Origin of the sequence: Okeania sp. SIO2C2, assembly GCF_010692625.1 — a bacterium.
GTDB classification, from domain to species: domain Bacteria; phylum Cyanobacteriota; class Cyanobacteriia; order Cyanobacteriales; family Microcoleaceae; genus Okeania; species Okeania hirsuta.
Genome location: NZ_JAAHGM010000050.1, coordinates 1 through 25,747, shown reverse-complemented (window position 1 = coordinate 25,747; position 25,747 = coordinate 1). Strand labels below are relative to the sequence as shown.

General features: G+C 43.0%; 9 protein-coding genes and 1 pseudogene. 2 read left to right on the top strand and 8 right to left on the bottom strand.

The window, feature by feature from the left end; all coding sequences use genetic code 11:
- Positions 1-38: 38 nt before the first annotated feature.
- On the bottom strand, positions 39-15,359 hold the full coding sequence (locus F6K18_RS27410; protein WP_287525498.1) for a hemopexin repeat-containing protein: 15,321 nt from the start codon (positions 15,357-15,359) through the stop codon (positions 39-41).
- A gap of 455 nt (positions 15,360-15,814) precedes the next feature.
- Positions 15,815-15,967, bottom strand: a complete 153-nt coding sequence (locus tag F6K18_RS27405) for a hypothetical protein (protein WP_287525497.1) — start codon at positions 15,965-15,967, stop codon at positions 15,815-15,817.
- 1,929 nt (positions 15,968-17,896) lie between these two features.
- Here F6K18_RS27405 and F6K18_RS27395 point away from each other — a divergent pair.
- Positions 17,897-18,604 (top strand): hypothetical protein, encoded by a 708-nt coding sequence (locus tag F6K18_RS27395; RefSeq protein WP_287525496.1) that lies wholly within the window; start codon positions 17,897-17,899, stop codon positions 18,602-18,604.
- A gap of 219 nt (positions 18,605-18,823) precedes the next feature.
- Here the strand turns inward: F6K18_RS27395 and F6K18_RS27390 are convergent, their stop codons facing one another.
- Complete coding sequence (locus tag F6K18_RS27390; protein ID WP_287525494.1) at positions 18,824-20,479, bottom strand: hypothetical protein; 1,656 nt, start codon at positions 20,477-20,479, stop codon at positions 18,824-18,826.
- A gap of 1,033 nt (positions 20,480-21,512) precedes the next feature.
- On the opposite strand from F6K18_RS27390, the gene F6K18_RS27385 reads away from it, so the two are divergent.
- The gene (locus tag F6K18_RS27385) at positions 21,513-22,604 is read left to right on the top strand and encodes a metallophosphoesterase (RefSeq protein ID WP_287525492.1); all 1,092 of its coding nucleotides are present in this window, start codon (positions 21,513-21,515) and stop codon (positions 22,602-22,604) included.
- Between the two features lie 343 nt (positions 22,605-22,947).
- Here F6K18_RS27385 and F6K18_RS27380 read toward each other — a convergent pair whose 3' ends face one another.
- The 5 genes and pseudogenes from F6K18_RS27380 to F6K18_RS27365 form a co-directional block, all read right to left on the bottom strand.
- Complete coding sequence (locus F6K18_RS27380; protein WP_287525490.1) at positions 22,948-23,076, bottom strand: hypothetical protein; 129 nt, start codon at positions 23,074-23,076, stop codon at positions 22,948-22,950.
- Positions 23,077-23,338: 262 nt separating this feature from the next.
- Entirely contained in the window at positions 23,339-24,580 is a 1,242-nt protein-coding gene (locus F6K18_RS27375; RefSeq protein WP_287525488.1) for an FIST N-terminal domain-containing protein, read from the bottom strand.
- 207 nt (positions 24,581-24,787) lie between these two features.
- Entirely contained in the window at positions 24,788-24,919 is a 132-nt protein-coding gene (locus F6K18_RS36915; RefSeq protein ID WP_353735193.1) for a zinc ribbon domain-containing protein, read from the bottom strand.
- A gap of 59 nt (positions 24,920-24,978) precedes the next feature.
- Positions 24,979-25,275: pseudogene (locus F6K18_RS27370) on the bottom strand (RNA-guided endonuclease InsQ/TnpB family protein); the annotation flags it as partial.
- Positions 25,276-25,299: 24 nt separating this feature from the next.
- Complete coding sequence (locus F6K18_RS27365; RefSeq protein ID WP_287525486.1) at positions 25,300-25,470, bottom strand: hypothetical protein; 171 nt, start codon at positions 25,468-25,470, stop codon at positions 25,300-25,302.
- Between the last annotated feature and the right edge of the window lie 277 nt (positions 25,471-25,747).

Here is a 25,747-nt window from a genome sequence, read left to right as displayed (position 1 = left end):
CCGACGACCCGCCCTACGCGAGCCGCCGCAAAAATCCATTACTCCACACTCGCCTTATAAGCAAACACCAACCCCACATTCACCAAATCTACCTTCTTACCCTTCGCCTTAAACTTCCAGGTTTCACCCCGTCGCCCCACAGCCAAACTATTAGTCAGCAACAACTTATTATTCTTCAAAGTCAAGGCACTGTCCTCATTCATAATCAAACTCATCGCTCCCCCATCCTTCACCTCAAAGAACGAATAAACCCCAGTCACCTTACTCCCCGACAGATTCGGGAACAAATCGCGAGTAACCGTAATCTCCAAATCCTCCGTCTCCCCATAAACCCAAGCAAAGAACTCATTGGGGAACGTCGTCGCCAAGTCAATATGCACCGCAGTTTCGTAGGGTTTCAACAACCCCTTCACCGCATCAGCAAAAGCCTGACCCCCTTGCAACGCCGTATACTGTAACTCAATCTCCACATCCGTCAGTTCGCTGAGATTGTAGGAACCCTTTTTCCCACTCAACTCCAACCGCCAACTGGAAACCGCCCCCGTGCCCTCAAACGGCAGATAACGCTCATCGCCGAAATTTAACTCAAACAAACCATTGCTATTTTCCGTATAAGGATCTGGATTAGAAACCGCAATTTGCTGATTGGGTCGCCAGTCGCTGCGAATCGTCAAAGGCTGACTGTCTGTGGGTTTTATCAGATATTTCACCGCCTTCGCATCCGCTGCCATCACCGTTTTATGGCTTAACTGGGTTAGGGTCGCATTGACAGTTTTGCCCTCCCCTGCCATGATTTTTAAGGCAATAGTTTTGATTTGTCGCCCATAGTGACCAGGGAAGTCGTAATCAAAGAGTTCTTCGGTAAAACTGAACTCGCACACCCGTTTGTCCTTCAACGTCAAGAATGCCATCGGATCGATTTCCCTGAGGGAAATGGTTTTGGTAATTTCAAAACGACGGGCATCAGTTTCCAGATAAGCCTTTTCCATCCGATCCAAATCGAATCCTAGGGTATCACCGCAGAGCAAACCTTTCTTCAAACTATCCCAGTATTGCCCGTTGATGAACTGAACCTGCTGTTCCGGGATACCCCGTTCAAAGCAGTAGGATTTTTCCGCAGCCTTCGCCATGTCGTGGGCCATTTTGTAGGTTTGGAAATACAACCCAGACAGTTTGCTAGACATCCATTGATACAGTTGTTCGTTAGAGAACTTGCTTTGCATAAACGTCTTCATCGACTGGTTGTGGTCAATTTCCTTTTCTCCCACCGCCAATTCCTGTTCCGCAGCCCGAATCTGCCATTTCGCCCCTTCAATTTGAAAGTCCAATTGCTTGATTTCGCTCTGGGACATCATTTTTTGCAAGTGCCAATCTTCTGCCGTACGCAAGTATTGGGCATAGATACCAGCCACTTCCCCTTGCATACTCAGGTATTCCGCAATGGAACCACTAGCTTCAGCGATAAAACCCAAAGATGCGCCGATAGTAGAACCACCGGTGGTAACACCAGCTGTTGTTGGAGCTCCACCCTTAATATCCGCCATGGCATTGGCAATTGCTGCTGCCACCTGCAACACAGGGATGAGCAAATGAATTTTGGCAGAGGCGCTCATCAAATCGATTTGTTTTTCCTCCGCCTCAATCATACCCGTCTCAATTAAACTTTCATAATGATCCAGTTGATTCTCCGCACTGACTCGGCTTTCCTCCAGGTTTTTCAAATTTTCCCTAGCTTCGTTTAATTGAGCCAACTTGATTTCCTGGGTCATCTTCAGAATTACCCCTTCCTGCTGATTTTGCAGCATACTCAGGGCTTCAGCGTCTTTTTTCTCGATCGCCCCCAACAGGTCATTGCCAAACTGACTGAGCTTACCTACCAGTTCCCGTGCCTTATTCAGCATGAACGTAAACCGGTAGTGGGGTACCACCACATTCATTCCCCCAAGGATGCCACTCAGTCCACCGCCACCAGCTAACGCCCTCACCAATGCCATGGGATCTATGGGTGGCTGGAATAGGGGCAGGGGTTGCTTAATACCCATAATATTCAGGGAATGACGGATTTTATACAACCGGTCTTCAACGCGATCCCAGTAGGCTAAGAGTTGGGTATTTTCTGGGATAAAGAAGTAGGGGTTGCCCACACTGCTGTGTACCATACCGGCATGGGTAAGACTGCTTACCTCATTATTGTCGTCGGCAACGTCAAAGAGGAAATCGTATGCTCTGTCATCTATTTCAGCCCCGGTGTTTTTAATAGCCTCATAGTTCTTAGGTACCGACAATGGACGTTGCCCCAGATTTTGCGGTTTTTTACCCAGTAGGTCATAAGCCAGCACATAAAGCATCCGGGCTTCATTAATACTTTCGCGGGTGTACTGGCGAAACAAGCGATCGCCCCAATCAATCAAATTGTCGATGTAGGCCATAACCGTGCTGCGGCGATAGGCAATCCGGCGCAAGGCAGCAATGCCATGGGGGTTGGAGAGGTCATCCAAATAAGCTTTAATCTGGGCTGGTCCGCGATCTACCATCAGCTTGTAACGTTCAGGCAGACGCTTGATAATTTCCACCACTTCTGCGGCACGGGCGATCTCTTGCAGCAGTTCCTGATTTTGTTCTGTTTTGGCTTGCTCTTTTTTGGCTAAGTTTTCCAGTTCTTTAGCTAACTTTTTCAGGTCCGGCCAGGTGCTGAACTGCTTAGTATCGGGGTCTTGCGCCCAAAGTTTGTCAAATTCTTTCTTAGCGTCCTCACTCATATTTTCTAGACCTTGCAGGGCTGGGGCATAGGGCTTGAGCTTGCCAATCAATAAGCTGACAATAGCTTTCAGGTTATCTTGATCTTTGAGCGGTTCCAACCCCCGAATTAGGGCATCCACATCCACAGCGAGAAACGGCAAGAATTTCCAGTAATCCTCCACTTGGGTGGGATCGAAGACATATTCATACCAATGTTTTGCCTCCTCAAACTTCTGCGCCGTATGCAGTGACTGGGCAATCAACAGAGGCGCGTGGTAAAATAGCTCCCAATAATAAATACCATTAGCACCACGAAATTCCAGATGGGAATGCACCGGCAATCGGCTAATCCGCTCTGGATCTACCAGAATAACTCCTGTTTGAGCTGCATCTGTGTTTGCATCTGTGTTGGTGCTATGACGAAAAACGGGCTGTTCATCGATCGCCTGGGTGGACAAACTCAAGAGCCGGTCAATGCCACCAGCAAACAAAGCCTGACTAAGTTTGCTACCAGTCATGGAGGAGAGGCGAATTAAATCGTATTTGTCGTTAGTACCGCGTTTTAAGGTAGCAAAATTGTTGATTTCCACATACTGTTCACCGGCAAAGAGAGTGACCGAATCATTTGCCCCATTAATAGCCGCACTAAAGTCGGCGAAACCATTGGGCCAGTTCCAGTCGTTTCTCACCGGATTCACCACTGCCCTCCGTTGCTCGGGCTGCCATTGGGCATAATTCCCAAAATCATAGAACAGGTAAGCCTTGCCATCCCAGACAAAAGCAGCACGTACTGCTGACCAGTAGGGAAAGCCATCGGGATTGTTAAGCAGAAATTTCGGGTAGCCATCGGCTAATTGATCCAGTTCGTCATCGTCATAGCGATAGTATTGGTCGCCACTGAACAGATAGGTCTTGTTATCCAGGGTAAACCCAGCGTCGATAACTGGATCGGTTTGATCGGTTTGGTTGTTTTTCTGGATTCTGTCCCGGATTTTGTCCTGTATTTTGCCCCACTTATGAGCTACATTGAGGACTTGAGATAAATTATTGGAGGTAACATACTTGTCACTGCTAAAGTAATGGGTTACCCCGTCGCTGCCCTGGAATGCAGCATCAATAGAATTGAAGACCGTAGGTAAACCGTCGGCAGTACCGTTTTGCAAACTATGAATAGTTGCCGATGGATTGGGGAATTGATCTGCGGGTACTTTAATATAGCGATCGCCAGCAAAGAGAAAGACCTGTCCGTCGCGCAGCAGTGCGGCATCTATGGCATTGATAGCATTGACTGACAACCGAGACCTGGCAGTCTGTGTCAAATTACTCACATCGCCGCTTGGAAACCATCTAAGCCCCCCGGTGAGATCCTGTACACTGTTGATCTTCAGGAATTTCGTCTCATAAAGGAAATAGATGGAACCCTGGGTATCTCGGTACATGGAATCGATCCTCTCCTCTGCCCGAGAGTTAACGGAGTTGGCTGCCCTTGACATTCCTCGTGAACGCTTCAAGACTTTCGTCGATTTGTCCCACTCATTGAGTGCATTGTTATGGTGATTAAAAGTGTAAAGGGAATCGCCTTCCACAAATACCCCTTTAAGGTCGCCTTTCTTCAGGTAATAGAAAGGGTTGTTGGTATCATCAGTGGTGCTGGAACCCTTATGGACGTAAAACTTGTTACCATCGTCCCAGAAGAATACCCAGTCTTCAAGCTGAAAAATGGAGGTCACCGTTTCCATTAGATCTGGTGATGTAGCTGAGGTAGCTAAGTCTTCAAATTTTTCGAGGGTGGTATTGACCTCATTTTGGTCAAGCCGGATCAAGGTGCCATCCTTCAGGACTAGGTAAGTATTGTGCCCTTCTTTAAAGGTTTGTGCCACCTGCTTCGGATTGATTTCTGAGGGCCATAGATCCTTGAGGGTTAACTTCTCGTCTTTTTGGGTTACGTCTCCTAATTTCACCACAACCTCTTGACCACGGATAAAGTAGGTTTTGTTTTTGACCTGCAGTGCCGCATCCATTTTTTCCCAACGGGGAAACTGGTTGCTGTTGGTGCTGATGCGTCGGATGCCCCCCAATGGTTGATTGTAGTCACTGTCGTAACTTAGGTATTGATTGTCTTTAAACAGGTAGGTGATGCCGTTGCGCACCAAGGCTGCATCCACTGTGCCAGTCTCTTGGATCTTGGATTTGGGCTTACCCCATTTGTCGGCGATCGCTTGAGGGGAACCATCAGCTTGGGCATATTGGTTGCCAGCAATAAAATACTGGACTCCATTGCGATCGAAAGCAGCATCCAAGGTTTTGAAATCCTTGTTTTTTAACGGCTCGTGATCGCTAATATTCTTTGGCTTAGAGTTTCCTTCGGTGGCGCCACTGCTGGGTTTACACAAGTAGCTACCCCCTTTGTAGTCATAGCATACCCATTGTGGGTCCTGATTATCTTGGGGGGTATTCAGCAATACCATGCGCGATACATTTCCCCACTCCTCCCGTGGAAATAACTGTTTAAAATTGACGTTATCTTTATTGGGAATTGAGGCTTTTTTATCTTGATTGAGTTTTATTTCCCTGGTTTCGGGAAGGAATTCAAAGAAACCTTCACCTTCGTGGCGATCTGGCAGAAAATTGAAGCTAGCTTTCTGCTTCTGGGAATCCAGTTCACTTTTATTCTTAAACATCAGTCTGTTCTCATCATTTACCCAGATCACTAACTTGGATCGATAATCCTTGTCTGCCCAAGCCAATCTCAGATAATAGCCATCCTTTTGCGGCGTTGCTTCCACCAGATAGGTGGCATCTTGCTTATAGATTTCATTGTCTTCAAAGGGATGTGCTTTCATGAGATAATCATGTTGCCTGAGGTAATAATCGGTGACACCGGTTCTGCGCAACTTGAAGGATATTCCTTTGCCCGTCAGTCCACTCACAATTTCGATAACTTCTTCGTCTGCGATTGGCAAATTGGGATCTAAAGCTTGTAGACGGATTAACTCCCCATCCTTCATGAGCAATTCGGGGGTAGTAATCTCTTGCTCGATCGCCCCAAGTTGCAAATAAACCGTTTGATCCGTTAGAGAGTCAGGCCGAACGTTACCAGCGGACAGTTTAGGCTGGAGGGTATTTTGGGCAAGATATTTGTAGCTGATAGCGATCGAGTCCAGATTGTCGTTTGATTCAGCTGCAATGCCCTGGAAAGACAGTTCACTTTCCTGCACCTCATAGGGTGACTCAATCTCGATGGGGACTTGTTGGGCTGGCACCCACTGGTTATTTAAGTTGTAGTAGGAGTAGTTGATCTTGAGTAAATGGCTAATTTTGGCATTGCTTTCGGATTTAAACCGGTTGCCTTCCTGCTTGAAGGAGGATGAGGTATTGGACTTGGCATTGGTGGTAACTTCTGTGCTAGTCCAGAACAGATAGATCCGGTTAAAAGCATAAACTGGGTATACATAGTCGGCATCGATCTGAATGTTAACCTCCTGCCAAGGTTGCCACTGCACCGCATCAGGTTTTCCATCTACAAAAGTGACGAAGCGGTAATAATAACGTCGAGGGTCGCTCTTGGTATGGCCAAAGATTACCAGGTTTTTATCCTTTGTGTTCTCAGGGCGATCGTACACATAGCCTCCAGCAATCGCCAAATTGGATACCTCGATGTACTCATCTATGTATTGCTTAAAGGCGCTCGTGACCATGAATTCATTGAGTTCCCCCTGCAATAGGGATTCTTCCAGGGCTTTAAACTGCGGGGTTTTGGTATCCCGTAATTCCGGCCGAATATAGTTTTCTGGATAGAGGAAAACCTTGCGGTTAGCTTCCCAGACTCGGTAATTCCGCATCCACTGCCAGCGTTCTTTCAATAGTTCGCGATGGTGTTCGACAGTCAAACCTTCACGACGCTTTAATTGGGGCGATTCCAGATTAATAAAGTAACGGTGGAAATAGAGTTGTACCGCAGCGATCGCTTCTGTAATGCGAGAGGTTTCGGCAGTTTCCCCCATTTTGACGTCAATGAGCAGTGTTTCATAGACGTCTCGGGCATCTTCCGCTTGATCATCGTTATGGATAACATAGGGCAGGAGCGCATCCCGTTTCAACAAGTTAAGCTTGTTATTGACTTCCTTCTCCAAAACCCCAAACTGTGAACCACCGCAATGTTGATTACCCAACAAACCCAGCAAAGTCTCAGCAGCTTTATTAGGTTCAGCAGACTGACCATACAATTTCTGCCAAATCTTTTCGTATACAGTTTTAACCCCTGTACCCAGTTTGTTTGCTAGGGCGAAAATGTCCACCATGCGGCAAATCAGCTCCAGATTAAAGCGTCGTTCATCACCCATTATTTCTGGCAAAAAGGCGTTATGGCGTTTAAGCCATTTCACTTCCTCAACGTCCCAGTCAAAGATATCCGCCAAAGCTTTGTAGGGCGTTTTGACATAGCCATCGGCTTTACTTAGTAGTTCCGTCAGGGTAAGATCGCCACTGTAGCTTTCTTGTAACTGTTTGAAACGCGCAATAGTTTTGAGATCCTGAATGCGGTAGTCAGACCAATCACCCCAGCGATCAGTAAACTTTAAGGCAGGTAGACGCTTTTCCCCTGGTGCCGACAGGCAGCCATAATCATCTCCCCGATAGCGCACGTACTCAACCGGATCACCGCTGTTTTCATCGTCCTTAATCAGGTAAGTCCGTCCAGCAAAGGTGAATGCACCATTCACAGTTGCGCTGTTCTTGGTTCCACGAAATTCTTTCGGCAGTTGTTTGAACGTGGAGTCGATGTGCTGAGGATACCCGCTTTCTACCATCATCTGTTCAGTATCCGCATAGCGAATGTATTGCTCGTCTTTAAATACATAGAGCTTTCCAGCCGAATCTACGAAGGCAGCATCGATGAGCGGTTTATCAGTCGTATCAGATTTAAGAAAAGGGTTATCAGGCTGTCCCCACTTGTCTTTGATCAAGTGTTTATTTTCTTCCTTCTCTTTATTTTCTTCCTTCTCTTTATTTTCTTCCTTCTCTTTATTTTCTTCCTTCTCTTCCTTCCCGTTAACCAAGAACTGCTCCCCTTGCAACAGATAGACCTTGTTATCCAAAAACAAAGCCGCATCTATCCCGGTATGCCAAGCACTGGGAATATCAAGGCTGCCAGCGTCCAGTCCGAGTTCTGCTTCAATATCCCTGACAAATCCTGTAGCAATCCGTTTGGGATAACCATCGTCTACCTGTTGGTATTTTGTCCCGCTGTAGCGCAGATACTGATCGCCGGAAAAGAGATAGGTTTTGTTTTTTTCGGCGATCGCAAAAGCTGCATCAACCTGCCCCGTTTCCGCAATCCGATTGGGTTTATGGCTGAAGATATCAATGCTCAAGTGCGCCGTTGACTTAGCAGATGACACGTAGCAATTATCCCCCATAAAAAGGTAAATATGGCGATCGTTAGCCACCACAGCACGAATAATAATAGACCCCGATCCGTTTTCGAGTTCAGCCGCCCGCACCTCAAATTCAGTAGGCAAATGCTTGAACCCGGTTTCCTGGCGAAGATCCTGGGTGATGCGTTTGGGATAACCCTCGTCAACAACACTGTAATCGCTACCGGAATAACGGATGTAGTGTTCCCCTGAGAACAGGTAGGTTATTTCGTTACGGTAAACAAATGCGGCATCCACCTTGTCATTGAAAACATTGGGTAAAATACCCCAGTCTTCCGCAATCTTCTGTTCCTCGCTATAACTCTTACGGTCGTGACTCAGATAACAATGGTTGCCGAAAAAGTAGGCTGTACCGTCCGCACCAACAAACGCAGTTTCTAGTGCATCAAAGAGATGGTGTTCACAGTTTAGACCCTGCCACAATTTATCCAGGGATTTTGGTCCAGACCATTTCTCCGTCTCAACGCTATACTGCAAGAACTCGCGGTCTTTGATAAACAACAGGGTTTGCCCGTTTTCATCCTTAGGGTTTTCCACCACCACGGCATCAAATTGATCCCAGCCTTCTGCCAAGTAATCTTCGGGGATATTCCAGTAGCTCAGATCCGTGGTTTGAGGATAACCGTCGTCCGGGCGATCGTAATCACTACCGGTGTAGCGCAGATAGCGGAATTTGCCGTTGCTGTCAGGCTTCTCAAACAGGTAGGTATGCTCACCCATGACATAGGCAACATGGACGTGGCTCAATCCACCCCAATGTTTGGCAATAGAACTTACAGCAGATGTCTGCTTGTGCTCATTGAACACTTCCTTCTTCGGCGGTTGGTCATCCTCGTAAACCACAAATTGATCGCCACTGAAGACATAGGTTCGGCCATCACAGCCCACAAATGCCGCGTCGATCTGACCGCGATCGGCAATATTGTTACGCTGTCGTCCCCACTGTTCACCGATAGCATATTCGCGGTTAAGTCCCTTATCAAAGTATTTGTTGCCTTTAAATAAATAGTGATTGCCGTCGATACCTTTCAGCACAGCGTTTAGTTCGTTTCTGTACGTATTATCAGGAACATCAAGCAACACGGGTGGCATTTCAGCACTCAACACAGGATTTTTTCCTTCCAAACTGCTGTAGTGAGACCACTGCTTTTTCTGCCTTATATATACGCCACCATTTTCCATTAATGCACAATCGAGATCATCAAGATTGTTGGCGGAATAACTGGCATGGGATACTTCCGAAAGAACTTGAACGGCAGTACCCTTGAATAAATACACGTGGCGCTGGTCAGCAAAGGCGGCATCGAAGCCCTTGTCTAAATCCCATTCCGTGGGTGATAATTTAGCCAATGCTTTAAATCGAGGCTCTTCCTTAAGCGCTGACAAAGGTTTGGGATAACCCAACTCAACCTTGTCATAGTTTGACCCTTGATCTGGGTCTAGATAGCGGTAGTACTGGTCGCCACTAAAGAGATAGGTATGCCAGGTTATGACGGTTTTCATGGTGCCATCGTCCTGTTTCCTTTCTTCCCTTGATTCCAACCGCAAGGCCGCATCCACTTTGCCGCATTCAGCAATGGAATTATTGATATGACCCCATAACTTTTGGATCGGACGGGGATAACCATTGTCCTGTTGGCAATAGTCGTTGCCCGAAAAGCGGGTGTATTCATTACCACTGAAAAAGTAAGTTTTGCCGTCTTTACCCGTAAAGGCCGCGTCTATGGAAGCAAAGGGTATGGCTTCCCAGTAATCGCCTAGCTTACTCGGTTCCGACCACCAACGATGCATCTGATCGAAATAGATAAACTGGTCTTTAGCAAACAAGTAGGTTTTGCCGTCCGGTGCATTGAATACCGCATCCACCTCGAAGAATTTTTCTGGTAGTGATTCCGGTAGATTCCACCATTCCGGGTCACTTTCCACCTGGGGTTTGGGGAAGTCTTTGTCCGGCTTACTGTAATCACTGCTGGAATAGCGCACATAAAATTTTAGTTTTAGTAAAATTATTGCCCAAAGTAACCAGATTGCAAGAGTTTCAGTCCCTTTTAAAATGGCTAATGTGTAAAAATGGGATACTTTTTGCGAGGATTCCGCGCCGTTTTCTTTTTTAACTGAACCGAACAAATAGGTTTTGCCGTCGAGGACAAAGGCGGCGTTGATGGAGGTTAACCCACCCCAGTCTTTACTGATGTCGCGGGGGTAGCCAGGATCTGCTTCTGCATAATCGCTGCCGGAATAACGGAAGTATTGACCGCCACTGAACAGATAGATACACCCATCCAACCCAGCCAAAGCTGCATCTACACTGCCGCCAGAGGCGAGTTGACTGTTGACTTTACCCCACTCTTCCTGGGTGTTTTTAATTTCGATTTTGGTCTTGGAATCATCGATGTTAGTGGAATCGTCGCTGTTAGTGGGGTCGTTGTTCGTATTGGAATCATCGCTGTTGGTGGGGTCGTTGTTCGTATTGGAATCATCGCTGTTGGTGGGATTGTCGCTGTTAGTGGAATTCTCGCTGTTAGTGGGATTCTCGCTGTTAGTGGGATTCTCGCTGTTAGTGGCATCCTCGCTGTTAGTGGCATCCTCGCTGTTAGTGGGATTCTCGCTGTTAGTGGCATCCTCGCTGTTAGTGGGATTCTCGCTGTTAGTGGCATCCTCGCTGTTAGTGGCATCCTCGCTGTTAGTGGAATCGTCGCTGTTAGTGGAATCGTCTATCACAAAGCTAATGGAGTGCTCACCTTTGAAAAGATGCAGTTTTCCGTCTCCACCCTTAAACGCTGCGTCAATGTTGCTGTAAAATTCACCAGGTAGATTTTTGCCAAAGTGGTCTTTGAGTGATTTAGGGAAACCTTCAGCAATCTCCAGCCCCGAATTTTCGATACAGTCGCGATAGGCAAAAACCTGATCCTCAACGATAATGAATACTTGATCATTATCCTCATAAGCGGCATCAATTCCTTTTGCCCCGACTAGGCGGTTCTTTATGTTGCCCCAAACAGACCGAGTTTCTTGGATCTTCTGGGGTTCTGCTGAGGAAACAAACTGACCATTTTTGAAAAAATAGGTGTTGTTGTCGTGACCGTGAAAGGCAGCATCCAGATGATGGCGGAAGTTTTCCGGGAGAGACTTATAATCCCCTTCTTGTTGCCAGTCATCGATCGGCTTAGGATAACCCAGCTCAACCTTTCCGGTACTTTCGCTAATCCGAACAAACTGATCATTGGCAAACAGGTAGCTGCGACCACTTCCGTCGGTAAAGGCAGCATCCACAGTTTTCAAGGTCTCAAAATCGTTGTCAACCTTGCCCCATTCCCGTTCTCGTAATTGCCAGACAGCAGTGCTTTCCTCGCAATCTTTGCCTTTACCCTCCGTCACTTCCCGCACATAGTATTTGTTATCGGCAATCAAAACATCGCGTCCCAATTTATCTACAAAAGCGGCATCAACACGAGAGACAGAAATAGCTTGATCTTGATCGCCTGTAAGGAAAGTTGATAGCTTGTCATCCTCAGTTTTAATCTGTTCGTGGGTAACTGAGGAATAAACCCAGTAGCGAGCATAATCGTCTGTGACGTTGGGGTTGGCACTTTTGAATACATAGATTTGCCCATCCCTACTTTCCAACAGGGCGTCAAAACCGTTGATGGTGGTCTTACTGCTACCACTATTTTCGATTTTAGGCAATACCAGATTCTCAGGAAATTTCTCTACCAGATCCTGATCGTGGAAGGCGATGTCAATTTCGTCCTTTTCCAATTTCAGCTTCCCTGCTAACAGAGCAAATTGTTCCATGCGGCGGTAAGCACAGTTAAAATGGCTGTTCTGGGGTTCCTGCTCAATCCGGTCATTGACGCTCACCTTCTCCAATACAGGCAGTAACCATTGCTCACGAATGGGGGGTGAGCCAACAAAAATCTGGCGTGACAGAGTAGCGATCGCATCGGCTTCAAGACTGAAAGCTTCTTCGAGGGACTGGTATAAAACCTTGTCTTGCTCTTCATTTAATCTGTCCAGGTGCGTAACGATATGCTTGCTGGTCGCATCCACCCGCTTTGCCAGCTCATGGAGCAGAAAAAAGACATCTTTGTTGTAATCTTCAAAGGCTGGGATCTTGAAGGCCAAGGCGTTATCCACGTTGAGAAAATAGGGGATTTTGCCTTGGGGAAGCTTACCCTCTTGACTCAGTACGCCGTTGTTTTGTAGAACCGCAATCAGTTCCTCAATTTCGTCGCTACTGAAATTCAGAGCTTTGAGGGGCGCTTCCGTAAACTGATAGCGGTCTGCCGTACTGACAATACTCTGTAAGCGCTGGAATACTACCTGGTTATCATTGGGGCTAAAAGGCCAAGCGATGTCAAGATTTTTCTTGTTTTCCAGGTCGCGAAAATAATCTTTTGAGGTTTCCATCAACCGACCATTGGTGAGAAAGGCTTTGTCGATCGCTTCAAAAGTCCAATCGGCGATCAGTTTATCCGCCACATCCAAAAACTGGGATTGTCGGAAAGTGGTATATTGGGCTTTAGTGTTTTCGATCTTGTTGTGTAGTGCCTGGATAATACCATGGCGATTAGGATAGAACTGAATCGCCAGTTTCAATGTGTTGGCATTGGCTGACAGCATAGCAATTTTGTCCTTAACCACCCCTTGGCGATCGAGATAATCATTGAAACGCATATTTTCGAGCAAGTCAGCTATCTCGACCTCGGACAAGGGCAAATCAGAAAACAGCTCTTTATCGATCGCGATTTTTGCCTGCTGAAATCGTTCCCAGCCTTTTTGTAAATGCTCATAAACGTCCTTGGTATAGACACCAATTCGGGATTGAACCTCGAATAGGGATAAGTGATCCTCAGATTCAAACGTGGCAGTTTGGATGAGAGTGCCATCTTCGCCCAAATAACCGTTGAAGATCAAATTATTGTAAAGCTCATCCCGTTCCTGGGTGGGTAAATCGATAAACTTGAGATCGGAGGGATGGAGGGCGACATCCACATAATTTTGGTGCAATTCACTAATTTGAGCGAATAAACGCTGCTGTACGGCGCTAAAATCCCCTTCGATCTGGAATTGGGTAGGGGTTTTCGGCCAAGCTTCAGACCGCAACCGACCCTCGGTGTTCAAATAGCCCCGCAGCACCAGATTGGTAAAAATTTTGCCGGCGACTTTTTCGCTGATTCCCAAGCCCAGAAAGTCATCTCTGGTGATTTGGTCAATACTTTCTAGGGCTTGAAAGGCTGCCTGTTGGGCTGCTTTTTCCTGGAAACGCAAAAGTCGCGGTTCGGTACTTGCCACCAACACATCAGGTTTCTGAATAATAATCTGATAAATGCGGCGAGCAAAACGGGTGTCGATGTCGCCTGCTGCAAAGGACTTTTCAGACAGAAGTTGTGGCTTGATATTTTGGTAGAGGCGATCGAGGTTGGCTATTTTTTCTTCTCTAGCCTGAGCTTGGGGTGTGTTTTTCTCCTTGATTAATTTTGACGTTAAGTTCCGTGGAAACAAACCAGTAGATATCTTGAGTAGCTCTTCGACTGTTATTTCATTGTCCTGCATCCATTCAGTCAACCCAGATAATATCTGTACTAGCCACAACCGATCATTTACTGTTCCTTCACGAAGTATGTCGTAGGAATTTCGGGTTGTTGCCACAAAACCAATCAGGGCATCGCCATTGGTTGATTTTTGGATTAAGGGGTCTCTCTCCAGGATATCCAGCAGCATAAACAGCTCTTCAAAACTGATATCCAGCAACTCCACCAGTTTTCGAGTTCGATACAGGGTGTTGAGCATCTCCCATTCCGATGCTGTTTTACTCCACAAGCTATCATGCTTTGCCTTATCGTCAATATCCTCGTTGTTTCTTGAGCGGAACCCACGAATAACAGTTTCCAATTGTTTTTCCGAGATGCCTAAACCGTGGGCGACCCGCTGACGATAGGTTTTGTTTGCCAATGCCAGGATATCGCCAGTAAATGTTAGGGTCTGATACTCTGCACCCTGAAATTGAGCTGGTCTTAGCAAATCTTGACCAATGAATTGTTTGCCGATGGCTGCACACTTGCCATTAAACACGCGATTAAACAAATCGGCGGGTTCTTTGTCTTTATCCTTACCATGACCCAGTGTGTTAATGGCACCAAACAGAGCACAAACCTGGTCTGTCTGTAGGTCGTATTTTGTCTGCACAAAACGTATAACAGCCATATGTTGCAGAGCTTTTTTATCTAATTGGTTATCGCAACATAAGCGCAGCATTAGGTCGAGGTCAGTAAACCCAAGACCTGTCTTTTTCGCCAGGCGGATAAAACGCATAGCCCGATCTAACCAAGTTTTTGGTATCTCATTAGAAGCATTGCCAGTTTTGGGCTTCCAATGAAGTACATTACCATCAGTGACCGGTTCTACTTCTTGTTCTGTGTAAGCTAGATTTTCATCACTATCGATGTAAACAAACCCCTGATTCCCGCTAGAGTTCTTATTCCTGCCATTGACAAAGAACTTTTTGGCCAACCCTGTTTTAAACTCCTCAGTACTGAGATTCTGCTGAGTTAGTTCTCTCAGTTCTTTGTGTGTTAATTCAGTGGCAGCTAGAAATTTGTCAACAGATATCGCCTTTTTGATGTCGGACAAGCGATCGCCGTAATGCTCTTTAAGCTTATTCTCATTGTCGTCGGAAATATCAGTAGTAAATAAGTCCACATCCGCTTCAGACAAACCCAAAAATTCACGGGCTACTATATCGTAGTCATAAGTGCCTGAGAATGCTTCATGCAAGTTCTTAGCGGAAGCACCAAGGTATTGCAGATACAACTTTAGCCGTTCATTATCTAAATCAAATGGCAGGTTAAATGGGTACTTGGCTTTCTTTAGTGTGTCATAGGCTGTATTTTCCTTGTCTTCCCCTGCAATTTTCGCTTCTAATCGTTCGTTAACAATGTCTAAATAGGGAAGCAATTCAAAAGTCTGCTCCGAACTCAATAAAATCTTTTCTATGTCTTGGCGTCGTTGATTGAGGTATGTTGCGTTGTCTGAATTATTCACTCCTGGCGACCGCGTGAATTCATCATCAATTAACTGGAGTAAATCAACCAAGTATGCTGCTGGGGAGTATACAGAGCGAGATTCGTCACTTTCTCGAAAATCTATTTCACCAAAGAGTTTCTGATAATCAATTTTATTCATTATTTTTATCTGGGCTAAATTAGGATTAGCGAATCTATATATACCTGAGTTTTCACCGAAAAATTGGGTCTAGTGAATTGAATATATGCTACAGTGTTATTAGTTGCCGGGAGGCACGCCTCCTCCGGAGGAGCTACGAATTGCGGAAACTCGCGCGCGGACGTGGAGGGGTGGGTGCAGCACCCTGTGTTAGCGGAGCTATGCACCAGCAAAGCGTCAACCCGCCGAGGAACTAAGGTTCGAGAGGAATCTCTGTGCCTTTAAGTCAGAGAAAATGTCAAGGCATCTCTGAAAGCCATCCCTTTGAGTTAGAGACTTTTTTTTCAGGAGCATATCACCTTTGCACAATTTGATCTTAGGGGGTTGCACATTAAAGAATGATCATAGATTTTGGCGTTGGTAATTTGAGGTATGATATCATATCTGGATCAGAGCGCGATAGAACTCCGTGACCTTTACGCGACCAAAAAACTTTCTCCTTTTACTCGGGGTTTCTGATTCTTTCTTCCCTCCTGACTCGCTCCGACTGACTTCCCCTCCTGGGAGGCGCGCGCGGGTGGGTTGACTCCTAAAGAATTAAGATTAATATCATACACGCCCTTTACCAACGCCTAGATTTTAAACTGTACATATATTGAGGAAAGAATTATCCAAAAATATCTACTTTCGGATTTCATCATTCCTGATTGTGCAACGCCTAAATAACTGTTAATTGTAGGTACATCAATAATTTTAACAGGCTTTGTGTAACCTCTAGGGGTAGTTCTAGTATACTAATGGTAGATGGGGAATAAAAAGCCTACTATACTGCTACTGAAATAATTACAATCCTCAACGGCTTTGTTGCATAAAAGTGCTAGAAGGATTATAAAGCAAGCATTTATCAATAAATATGATTAATGATAAAGTATTACACTGCAAGATTTTCAGGATATTCGTGCAATAAAGCCATCCTCAACTATAGCGCTACCCATTAAGGTGTTTGACATGAATAGAAGCAGCAAACCCTTTTGTATTCCCCTGTTGCCTATTGCCTCTCTTGGTGCGCATTCCCTTGCGTCTGTCGCCGACGCGGGGTCGCACCGCTGTTGCCTGTTGCCTTGCGCGTAGCGCTATACCCTCTATATTAGATGATCAACCGTAAATTCCGAAGCATATCGGAACTCAGATTGTATATACTCAACCGTAAATCCCCGACAATATTGGAACTCAGATTGTTTGTAGATTTGTTAAGGTTGCGGAACCTGAAGTAGAGTTGGTAGTGCAGAGCGCAAAGTGTGGGATAAGTAATTAAGTCATTCCATTTCCCAGGAGCAATACTGCGCTCCGCAACGCTCCGCGAACGCGTTCCTTAGCTCTTTGTGCAGCAGTATTTTCCTTGAGAGCATGAACCCAAATCCAATTGAAATAGCTTACCACTAACCTTACAGTCACCTCAGTTTGCCTCCAGACCTTAGCAAACTTCCGCTGCTGGTTTTTCCGTGCTTATGAGTCTTTTTCTGGCCACACAGAGGACATTCTATGATAATTGAAAGTAGTTATACCAAATCTCACGCATTATTGCTACATCTCCTTGAGGTAGGGAGTAGGGACCCACCCCTAACCCCGACCGTGGAGGGGAAAAGGGAGTAGGGAGTAGGGTGAAAAGAGATAAGATATCTTAGTTTAATGCCGATAATCGTTATAAACATTACTAAACGATTATTATTACTTAATAACTGAAGTTTATCGGAAGTATAGCATTAATGCATGGGAATTGGTATTAGGGACAATGATCATATTACCGAAAAATCTTGGTCTCAAGCCTCCCCTTTTAAGCTATGCTTTATAAACATCTTTCTTAACATAAAACTTGACAAAATATACAAGTTCTGTGTATGTCTGGAAACGGCTTTTTCCGGAGAAAATTGTATTGAATGAGACAATTTTTTGAGGACTTTAAAGAAAATTCTTACTTCCCCCTCTTCCCCCTCTTCCCCCTCTCCCCACCCTCCTACAAAGGTTTCAGGAGTTCCTTATCAAGGATAGCCTTTTAAGGCAGGGTCAATTTATTGTCAATAGAGAAAAATTGATGGGGAGATAGGGAGATTCTTAATATTTGCACAATTTTTTGTATTTTATATCCATATAAATATTCTCTGACGACAATGAATTAGCCCTGCCCCTTTTAAGGAGATAAAAATCGGTCGTTAGCGCAGCTTCCCGTAGGGTGGGATGGCCTTAGCGTTAGCGTTAGCGTTTGCGCAGCATGACCATAGGAAAGCTCCTCTGTAAGAGGTAGCGGCTCTGTCACTCTTCGGGTCTCCTCGCTGGCCGACCATCGACCAAGAGAAAAGAGAATTCCGTATTTTCTTGCCTCCTTATTGCAGAGGTGCTGAAGGACGCAGTTCCTCCGGAGGAGGCGTGCCTGATAACTGAAATGACTATCCCCACACTTTCTTGATGCACAACCCTAAGTTTTTTGACAATAAGCTTTAAGTAGTTATGACATAGTATGATAATGCTTGGGTCATTATTTAATTGGTAATAATAATCTTATGAGTAATATTTATGTGTTCCACGAAGGCAGAGGAGACAATGGATGGCTTTGGTCTAATGCCTTTGATGGCTCTGAATGGGCAGGCGACCAAAAAATACCCAATACAGGTATTACTGCGGGTCCATCAGCAGTAGTATACAATGACCAAATATATGTGTTCCATCAGGGCATGGAAGATAGCGGCTGGCTTTGGTACAATGTTTTTGATGGCTCTGAATGGGCAGGCGACCAAAAAGTACCCGACACAGGTATCAGCGAGGGTCCATCAGCAGTGGTATACAATGACCAAATATATGTGTTTCACCAAGGCAGGGGAGATAGTGGCTGGCTTTGGTATAATGTTTTTGATGGCTCTGAATGGGCTGGTGATACAGAGGTAAAGAGAACAGGAATGACTGCGGGTCCATCAGCAGTGGTATATAATGGCCAAATCTATGTGTTTCACCAAGGTAGGGGAGATAGTGGCTGGCTTTGGTATAATGTTTTTGATGGCTCTGAATGGGCTGGTGATACAGAGGTAAAGAGAACAGGAATGACTTCGAGTCCATCAGCAGTAGTATACAATGACCAAATCTATGTATTTCACCAAGGCAGGGGAGATAGTGGCTGGCTTTGGTATAATGTTTTTGATGGCTCTGAATGGGCTGGTGATACAGAGGTAAAGAGAACAGGTCTTACTGACGATCCAGATGCGGTTGTCATGTAGTTAAATATTTTCTAGTCTATTACTTGCTTCTGACAAATTATATTAGACATCTCCAGAAAATAATAAATATTCCTATTCTAGCAATTATTCTAGAAACGTTTATACGGTCCATTTAATAGCGCGTTCAAAAAAAATTCTGCTATTTATCCACAGCAAGTTCCCCCCCCGACCCCTGCCTCTCGATCAACGTTTCTAGATTTTTTTTTGGAGATGTTTATTTTACCCATTCACTGCCGATGGTTGATCGTCAATAGGAATTCTAGGAAAGCTGGGTAAATCTATTGCTCCTAGTGACAGGTGCTGTTTTTGTGGGACTTCTGATACCACATCTTCTTCAAGAACTTCAGGTTCAAATACAAGTGGTTCCCAAGTTGGTAGATCTAATTTACTGCGCTGCACATCCTCTGATACTTCAAAAAAGCCTTCTGGATCTATGTCTTTTTCTGGCTCTTCTTGATACTCACTAACATTCCACTTTCCTGTAGCTATATTCCATGATATGCGTTCGCTTTTAATTGTTGTTATTGCTTCATCTTCAGAAGTATCACCTTCTAGATATTCCTCTACTATTATGTTATTTTCTGCCAATTTTTCTACTTCCTGAGATGAATTTCTATATTCATCTAAATAGTTTTCCTCCATAACTACATATTCTTCTGACTCGATCTCTTCTAATGCCATTGCTGGTGATTTTTCATCTATCAATTCATAATTTGGGTCTTCACCTATTCTACTAAACGAGGGTAAACTAGGATTTAATTGACTTGTACTGACCTCTTGAGGCAACTCATTTTGAGAAATATTTTGTTCTGATAATTCTACTTGTTCAGGTTCTGCTAAAGCTTGTGGTAAATCTATTTTCTTGCCCAGGCTAATTTTGGCAATATTTTTTTCTTTCTTGCTAAAAAGAGCTTCTTGTTGCTGTTGATTTTTTTGCTGTGGCGACCAAGGTTTAACTGGTTCGGAATTTAATGAGGGTGGTTTTTTAGTGTTAAAGTTGACAAAGAGATGTTCTTGTTTTTGAGGTTCAGATAAAGAATTCACCTGAGATGCTATTACCGGAGATTCTTCTGTAGATATTTCTGTTGGTATATCCATTGTATCTATTCTCCCTGGCATTTCTAAGCATCTTTCTAATGCTGCTTTAAACTGTAGAGTTTGCTGCTGCTGGCGGTATAGTCTTGCCCGCAATTCTTTGCAACTATTTTCTAATTCTTTGAGATGATAAATTTGTTGACTGTAAGATTGTTTGGTTAAGGCACATTCTCGTTCCATTTGCGCCTGTTGTTGCTGACTCACATCCCATTTGTCTGTTAGAGACTCTACTAAAACTTCCTGACGTTGAATAATTTGATTACATATTTCCAACTTGTAGAATAGGCGAGTTACCTGTTGTTGAGTTGCTGCTAATTCTTTAGTTCTTTCTTCTAGCAACTTTTCTTGATTTTCTAGAGTTTCTTGACATTCTTCTAAGGCTGTTTCTAGGTCTGTAACTCGATTTACCAGTTCGCGGTTACAATCATGTAGAGCTTCCATGAGATTTGTAGATTCTAGATATTCAATGGAGTCTTTTGTTGGGCTGACTTTAATTTCTGAAATTTCCTGGGACTTTTTTGGAGTTTGATTTTGATTGGTTGGTACTAAATTTTTGGCTTCTGCTGAAGCTGTTCCTACTACTGGAATTGAATCGACACTAATGACACCAGGAAAATTAACTGTTTCCCACTCATCATCCTCTGGGACAGATGTGTGTATTTCTGATTCAAGAGCTGGTTTGATTTGGTCTACATGATCGTCATGGCCCAGTTTTTGATTACTTACTGGATTATTGGTTTCTGGTAAATTTTGGTTTCCAGGAAGTTCCGCTTCTGGCATTGCTTTCACCTAGGATTTACAGATTGCCTTTTGATTATTATATTAATGTTATCATCTCTCACCGTCAACTATTTTATATGTTTATATATATGAGTAATACGGCGAGTAATACAGTTAGCAAAAAAATACATTTTATTTAAGGATAGATAATTATTAGGTTAAGTATCTATAACAAAATTCATTTAACATTTTATTTTATTAGTTTAGTATAGACAAAAATTAAACTTTCTGTCTTACGGCAGTTTTTTGAATTTATTAAGAAATAATTCAATTCTCAATTCTCTAGGACTAGCGGATGTAGCTTTTATAGCAGAAGGAAGAAGGAAGAAAGCTTTAGTTATCTAGGGGATTCATTATCTAGGAGATTCATTATCTACAACAGAAGGAAGAAGGAAAAATCTGGCGTTGTCTGAGTTTTAAGCTTTTGGTGTGTTAGCGCCCTTTCCTTGGACTACATCATTGCCGGAGTATAAATTGTTTTGAGACTCCCACTAAACATTAAAATATTAGAGTTGTGAGGAAATAAAAACTAAAACTGCTCAAAATCTTACTGTATAAGCCTTTCAATTTAGGTAAATCAACAAAGACTAAAACCTTTAACATATAAGAGTTTTAGCTACTCTTTGAGCTTATTTTGCAACAAGTTTATTAATTAGTGGTAGGTCAGCTCATCTATATAACTACGCAAATAGGGCGCGGACATCTATGAAAATGCAAAATGCTCAAAGTTAGTGAGGGATTATTTGTGACTTCTGACTTCTGACTTCTGACTTCTGATTTAAGGCCATCTTTGTGATTGATCGCTAGTTGTGAAATATAATGAAAATCTATAGAAATAATTAAAAAGCGTTTCGGTCCAGAATGCTCCGCAAACAGTCGATTGGCCTTTAGTAGTCAGCTTTGCGCTAAGGGGGTTTAAACCCAAACTTTTAGCGGGCTAAAAGCTGAGTGCTGTTTGCAAAGCATTCCGGTACGGAAAATGCTGATAGCTAGTTAACGATTGATTTAGCCTAATTTCCAGAGGACTTTTTCCATGGCTTTGAATTTTAGATTTGCTATTGCTAGTGATTTACATATTGCAGTTCCTAATACTATTGCGGAACAAGCGCATCGTTTTCATTTAGTAGAAGTGAGTATTCCTGCTTTTGAAGTAGTATTAGAAAATTTAAGTAAGCTAGATATTGATTTTTTACTATTACCTGGAGACTTAACTCAAGATGGTGAACTGGAAAATCATACCTGGTTAAGTAAAAAATTAGCGACACTTCCCTATCCAGTTTATGTAGTGCCTGGTAATCACGATGTACCAACAAAGTTTACCAATGACTATTCTATTGGTTTGGCAGATTTTCCTAGTTATTATCACCATTGTGGATTTGATTACGAGGAACGATTATATTACACTAAACAAATTTTGCCTGGAGTACGAATCATTGGGCTTAATTCTAATCAGTTTGATAGTTCGGGCAAACAAGAATATACAGGTGGTTTAGAAGCAGAACAATTAGATTGGTTGAAACAGATTTTAACTACTACAAAAGAGGAATTAGTGATGGTGATGTTACATCATAATGTGATTGAACATTTACCAGATCAATCCCATAATTCCCTTGGTCGTCGTTATATGTTAGAAAATAGGTTGGCATTGTTAGATATTCTTCAATCTGCTGGGGTTAAGCTGATATTTACTGGTCATCTTCATGTTCAGGATGTTGCTGAATATCAAGGAATTTATGAAATTACAACTGGTTCTTTAGTTACTTATCCTCATCCTTATCGTATTATTGATTTTACTACCGACTCTAGTGGTGAGCAGTCTTTAAAAATTGAAACTCATCGAGTTAATTCTTTGCCTAACTTTCCCGAGCTTAGCAATATGTCTAGGAATTGGCTTGGCGATCGCTCCTTTCGTTTTATGTTTAAACTTTTGACTAATCCTCCTGTAAATTTATCACCAGAAATAGCAGAAAAACTTGCCCCTAGTCTACGTTATTTTTGGGCAGATATTGCAGGTGGTGATCCTGTGTTTAACTTCCCTGAATTTCCGCCTCATGCTAAACAATATTTTGAAAGTTTTAGCGCCACTAAAAGTATTGATAATAATGCTACATTACTGTTGCAATAATCAGCTTTCCTGAAAAAAAAATCATAATTTTATCTTTTATGATTTTCTACTGAGGACTGAATTGTGAATTCTGAGGACTGATTTTTGATCGTCAATTATCTTCATTAACCTTTCTCAACAATCAAATTCTCCGGAAAATATTCAGCATAAACACTCAATTACTGATATCATGTCAGCTAGAGGGCATTTGTGTAAACCCAAGAGTGAATATCTAAACGAAATTTAAGTTTTTTTCTTGCTCTTAAGCCTTCCTGTATCTTCCCTCTTCCCTCTTCCCTTTTCCTTTTCTTCGCCATACAATACCGATGCTACCGGACATGATATGACTCAATTATGACCACTATTATTTTCTCCTGACTCCTGACTCGGTCCTCCTGAATTCTGACTCCTGACTCGGTCCTCCTGAATTCTGACTCCTGAATATAGTCAAGTCAAAAGTTACTATTTTTTTTGCTTTTGACTTTTGACTCATTATCTTTTTCTTTTGGGTTTAATATCAAATCCGTTTAATTCGGTATAAAAAATGTTCCATTTTCAGCCATTGCCAAATATTTCTCGATCTCCCCATCTCCCCATCTCCCTATCCCCCCACTTCCCCTCCTGGGAGGGGTTAGGGGTGGGTCCCCATATAATTACACCGATGCTACCGGATTTGATATAATACCCCGCCGTCTACAGGGTGTTGACAATTGGTTGAGGTTTGAGTCCCCATCCACTTCTTCCTTCTTCCTTCTTCAAGAAGGTTGACGACAAATACCAAATACAGAGGTGTAACCATGTAAAAATGTACTACCACCCACCGGACCAATTTCACCATTACAGAAAAAGCCACTGATAGGAATATTCAAATAACTACTAAATAATCTAGAATCAAAATTAGGTTTACCATATAATCCTTCTCCTCGTCCCAAACAAGCAAACATTAAAGCAGTAGCATTATTTGTAGATTTAGTCTCAAAAGAAACTTCTCTTTGATAGCGCTCTAGTAAAATTTCTAAATCTTCTGCTGAGGTATTAGCATCTCGTAAATGAAATTGAATTCGTTGGCCCGCCCTTACCTTATCACCAATGGCGATCGCTCCTGCTTTAGGGTCAACTCCAATTAAATTACGAATTAGAAAATCTCCCTGTTTTAAGTTTTGCTGAAATTCGTCTCTTACTATACCGACAAAGAGAGAATTTTCTGCTAGCTTCCTGTCTTGTTCGTTGAGATTTTGTACTAAGCCTTGTAATGCTTCTAGCGGAGATTGTTTAATACCACCTACCATTTGGTCAGAACTAACTAATTCTTCAAGTTCTAGAACTATATTACGTTCTCCTTCTGTAACACGATATGGTTTACCAATAGGCCGACAGCCTTGTGCTACTATTGTTTCTAAAATAATCTTGCCAGATAGAGAGACTCCTACAGCTCCTTCTTCACAAAGGCGGTCTTCACAAAAAAGTCCTGCATTGTTACCAGTAGGGCCACTACTAGCTAATCCTCCTACTTTAGCTGAATTAGGATAAGCATAATCTAGCCCTTGAAGCAGGTCATTGATTTTGGCAGAAAATGGGTCAGCGAGTATAATAAATTGAGGATTGTCTGTAGTAGGTACTCCGATGAGATTACACCAGTCATCGGGAGAACTGTCTAAGTCTGGTAGTTGTTCTGCACAGATGTGAAAAGCTGTTACTGTGACTTCTGGCAAATGTGCCAAACTGAGACTAATGGCTGGTTGGTGTTCTAATTCTTGTGGTTTTCCATCATCTTTCATACCAACTATACCACCACCTCCACAACCGACGAGTACTGTTTCTGGTAAATATTCTTTTAGTAGAGGCATGAGTCGTGAATATTCACTGGTAAAGGCTGAGGAGATAAATACCAGTCCTAAATCTGCTGTAGTTCCTAATGATTCTAAACTTTTTTGTGCTACTTCTTTAACTGCTGCTTCTAATGAGGGACGGGTTGATAGAGAGTTTGACCACTGCATGTATACGGAGGCTCCTTGTGAATATATTTTTAATATTAATATTTCAGTATAGGTGAAGTTCTCTCCCGTTAAATAGGAGATAATAACGGGAGCTTCTCAAACAAAGAAGTTTCTTGCTCCTGCTGGCGCAACCCTGCACGAACACAGGTTGATTAACGTCTTACGCCTCCACAAGCAGACAAGATGATACCCACCTCGTTTAATGTTTTATTGCAATATGTTAATAGCAGCATTCTCATCTCTATCTAAAACTATTTTACATAATGGACAAGAATGAATTCTAACTGATAAAGTTAATGGTACTTTCTGACCACAATTCCTACAATGAGTGAGAGGTATGATTCGAGTTAACTTTAATTACATGAACACCGCATTTTACCGCCACTGCATTCAATTTTTCAATCCATACCCCAAGCTACATCATCAATTGATTTTGAGAGTTTCGTGTTTCTTGCTATTCCTTTAATCTTGAAGTTTTCAACGGCAATTAAGTCATTTTCTTTAACTAATTTATGAGCAGTTTTGTCATGGAAATCTTCTCTTTGTCTGGCAATATGTTGATGTAATCTAGCTATTATATTTGACACCTTTTTCCAATTATTAGACCCCATTTCTTTTCTAGATACAATTCTATGCTTTCTGACTAAATTAGATTGAGATTTTCTATAAAAATTCGGCACAGAAACAGTCTCACCAGTATTAGTAGTAAAAAATTATTTTCAGCCTAAATCAATACCTACAGCAGTCTTAATATTATCTGTAGGAATTAAACCCACCCCTTCAGTTACCCTCCCTGGAGGGGTTAGGGGAGGGTGATCTTCTAAGCTTAAACTTATATAATAACTATCAGCTTCTTGAGTGCGTCTTACATTCTGGGGTTTCCCCACCAATTAGCACTCGCTTTTTTGGTTATAGTTGCAGTTTTAATCACAAACCCATCTGGAATAGGTCTATGAACTATGAATGAAATAGGACCAAACCTCGTAGTAATTATTTGTTTCCCATCAAATTTAATTACTGATGAGCGGATGATTAACTCTACTAAAACAGAATGACTTTAATTTCCTTGATTTTTTGAATCTTGGTCGCCCTCCAGGTTTACCAGTTTGATCAGGTATTAACCAACGTTTCCAAACTTGATCTAGTCTTTGTAAGTTAATTTGTTGA

Coding starts and splice junctions, on each gene's coding strand:
- F6K18_RS27395 (WP_287525496.1), top strand. CDS start 17,897: ATGAGTAATATTTATGTGTTCCACGAAGGCAGAGGAGACAATGGATGG.
- F6K18_RS27410 (WP_287525498.1), bottom strand. CDS start 15,359: ATGAATAAAATTGATTATCAGAAACTCTTTGGTGAAATAGATTTTCGA.
- F6K18_RS27375 (WP_287525488.1), bottom strand. CDS start 24,580: ATGCAGTGGTCAAACTCTCTATCAACCCGTCCCTCATTAGAAGCAGCA.
- F6K18_RS27390 (WP_287525494.1), bottom strand. CDS start 20,479: ATGCCAGAAGCGGAACTTCCTGGAAACCAAAATTTACCAGAAACCAAT.
- F6K18_RS27385 (WP_287525492.1), top strand. CDS start 21,513: ATGGCTTTGAATTTTAGATTTGCTATTGCTAGTGATTTACATATTGCA.
- F6K18_RS27380 (WP_287525490.1), bottom strand. CDS start 23,076: ATGAGTCAAAAGTCAAAAGCAAAAAAAATAGTAACTTTTGACTTGACT.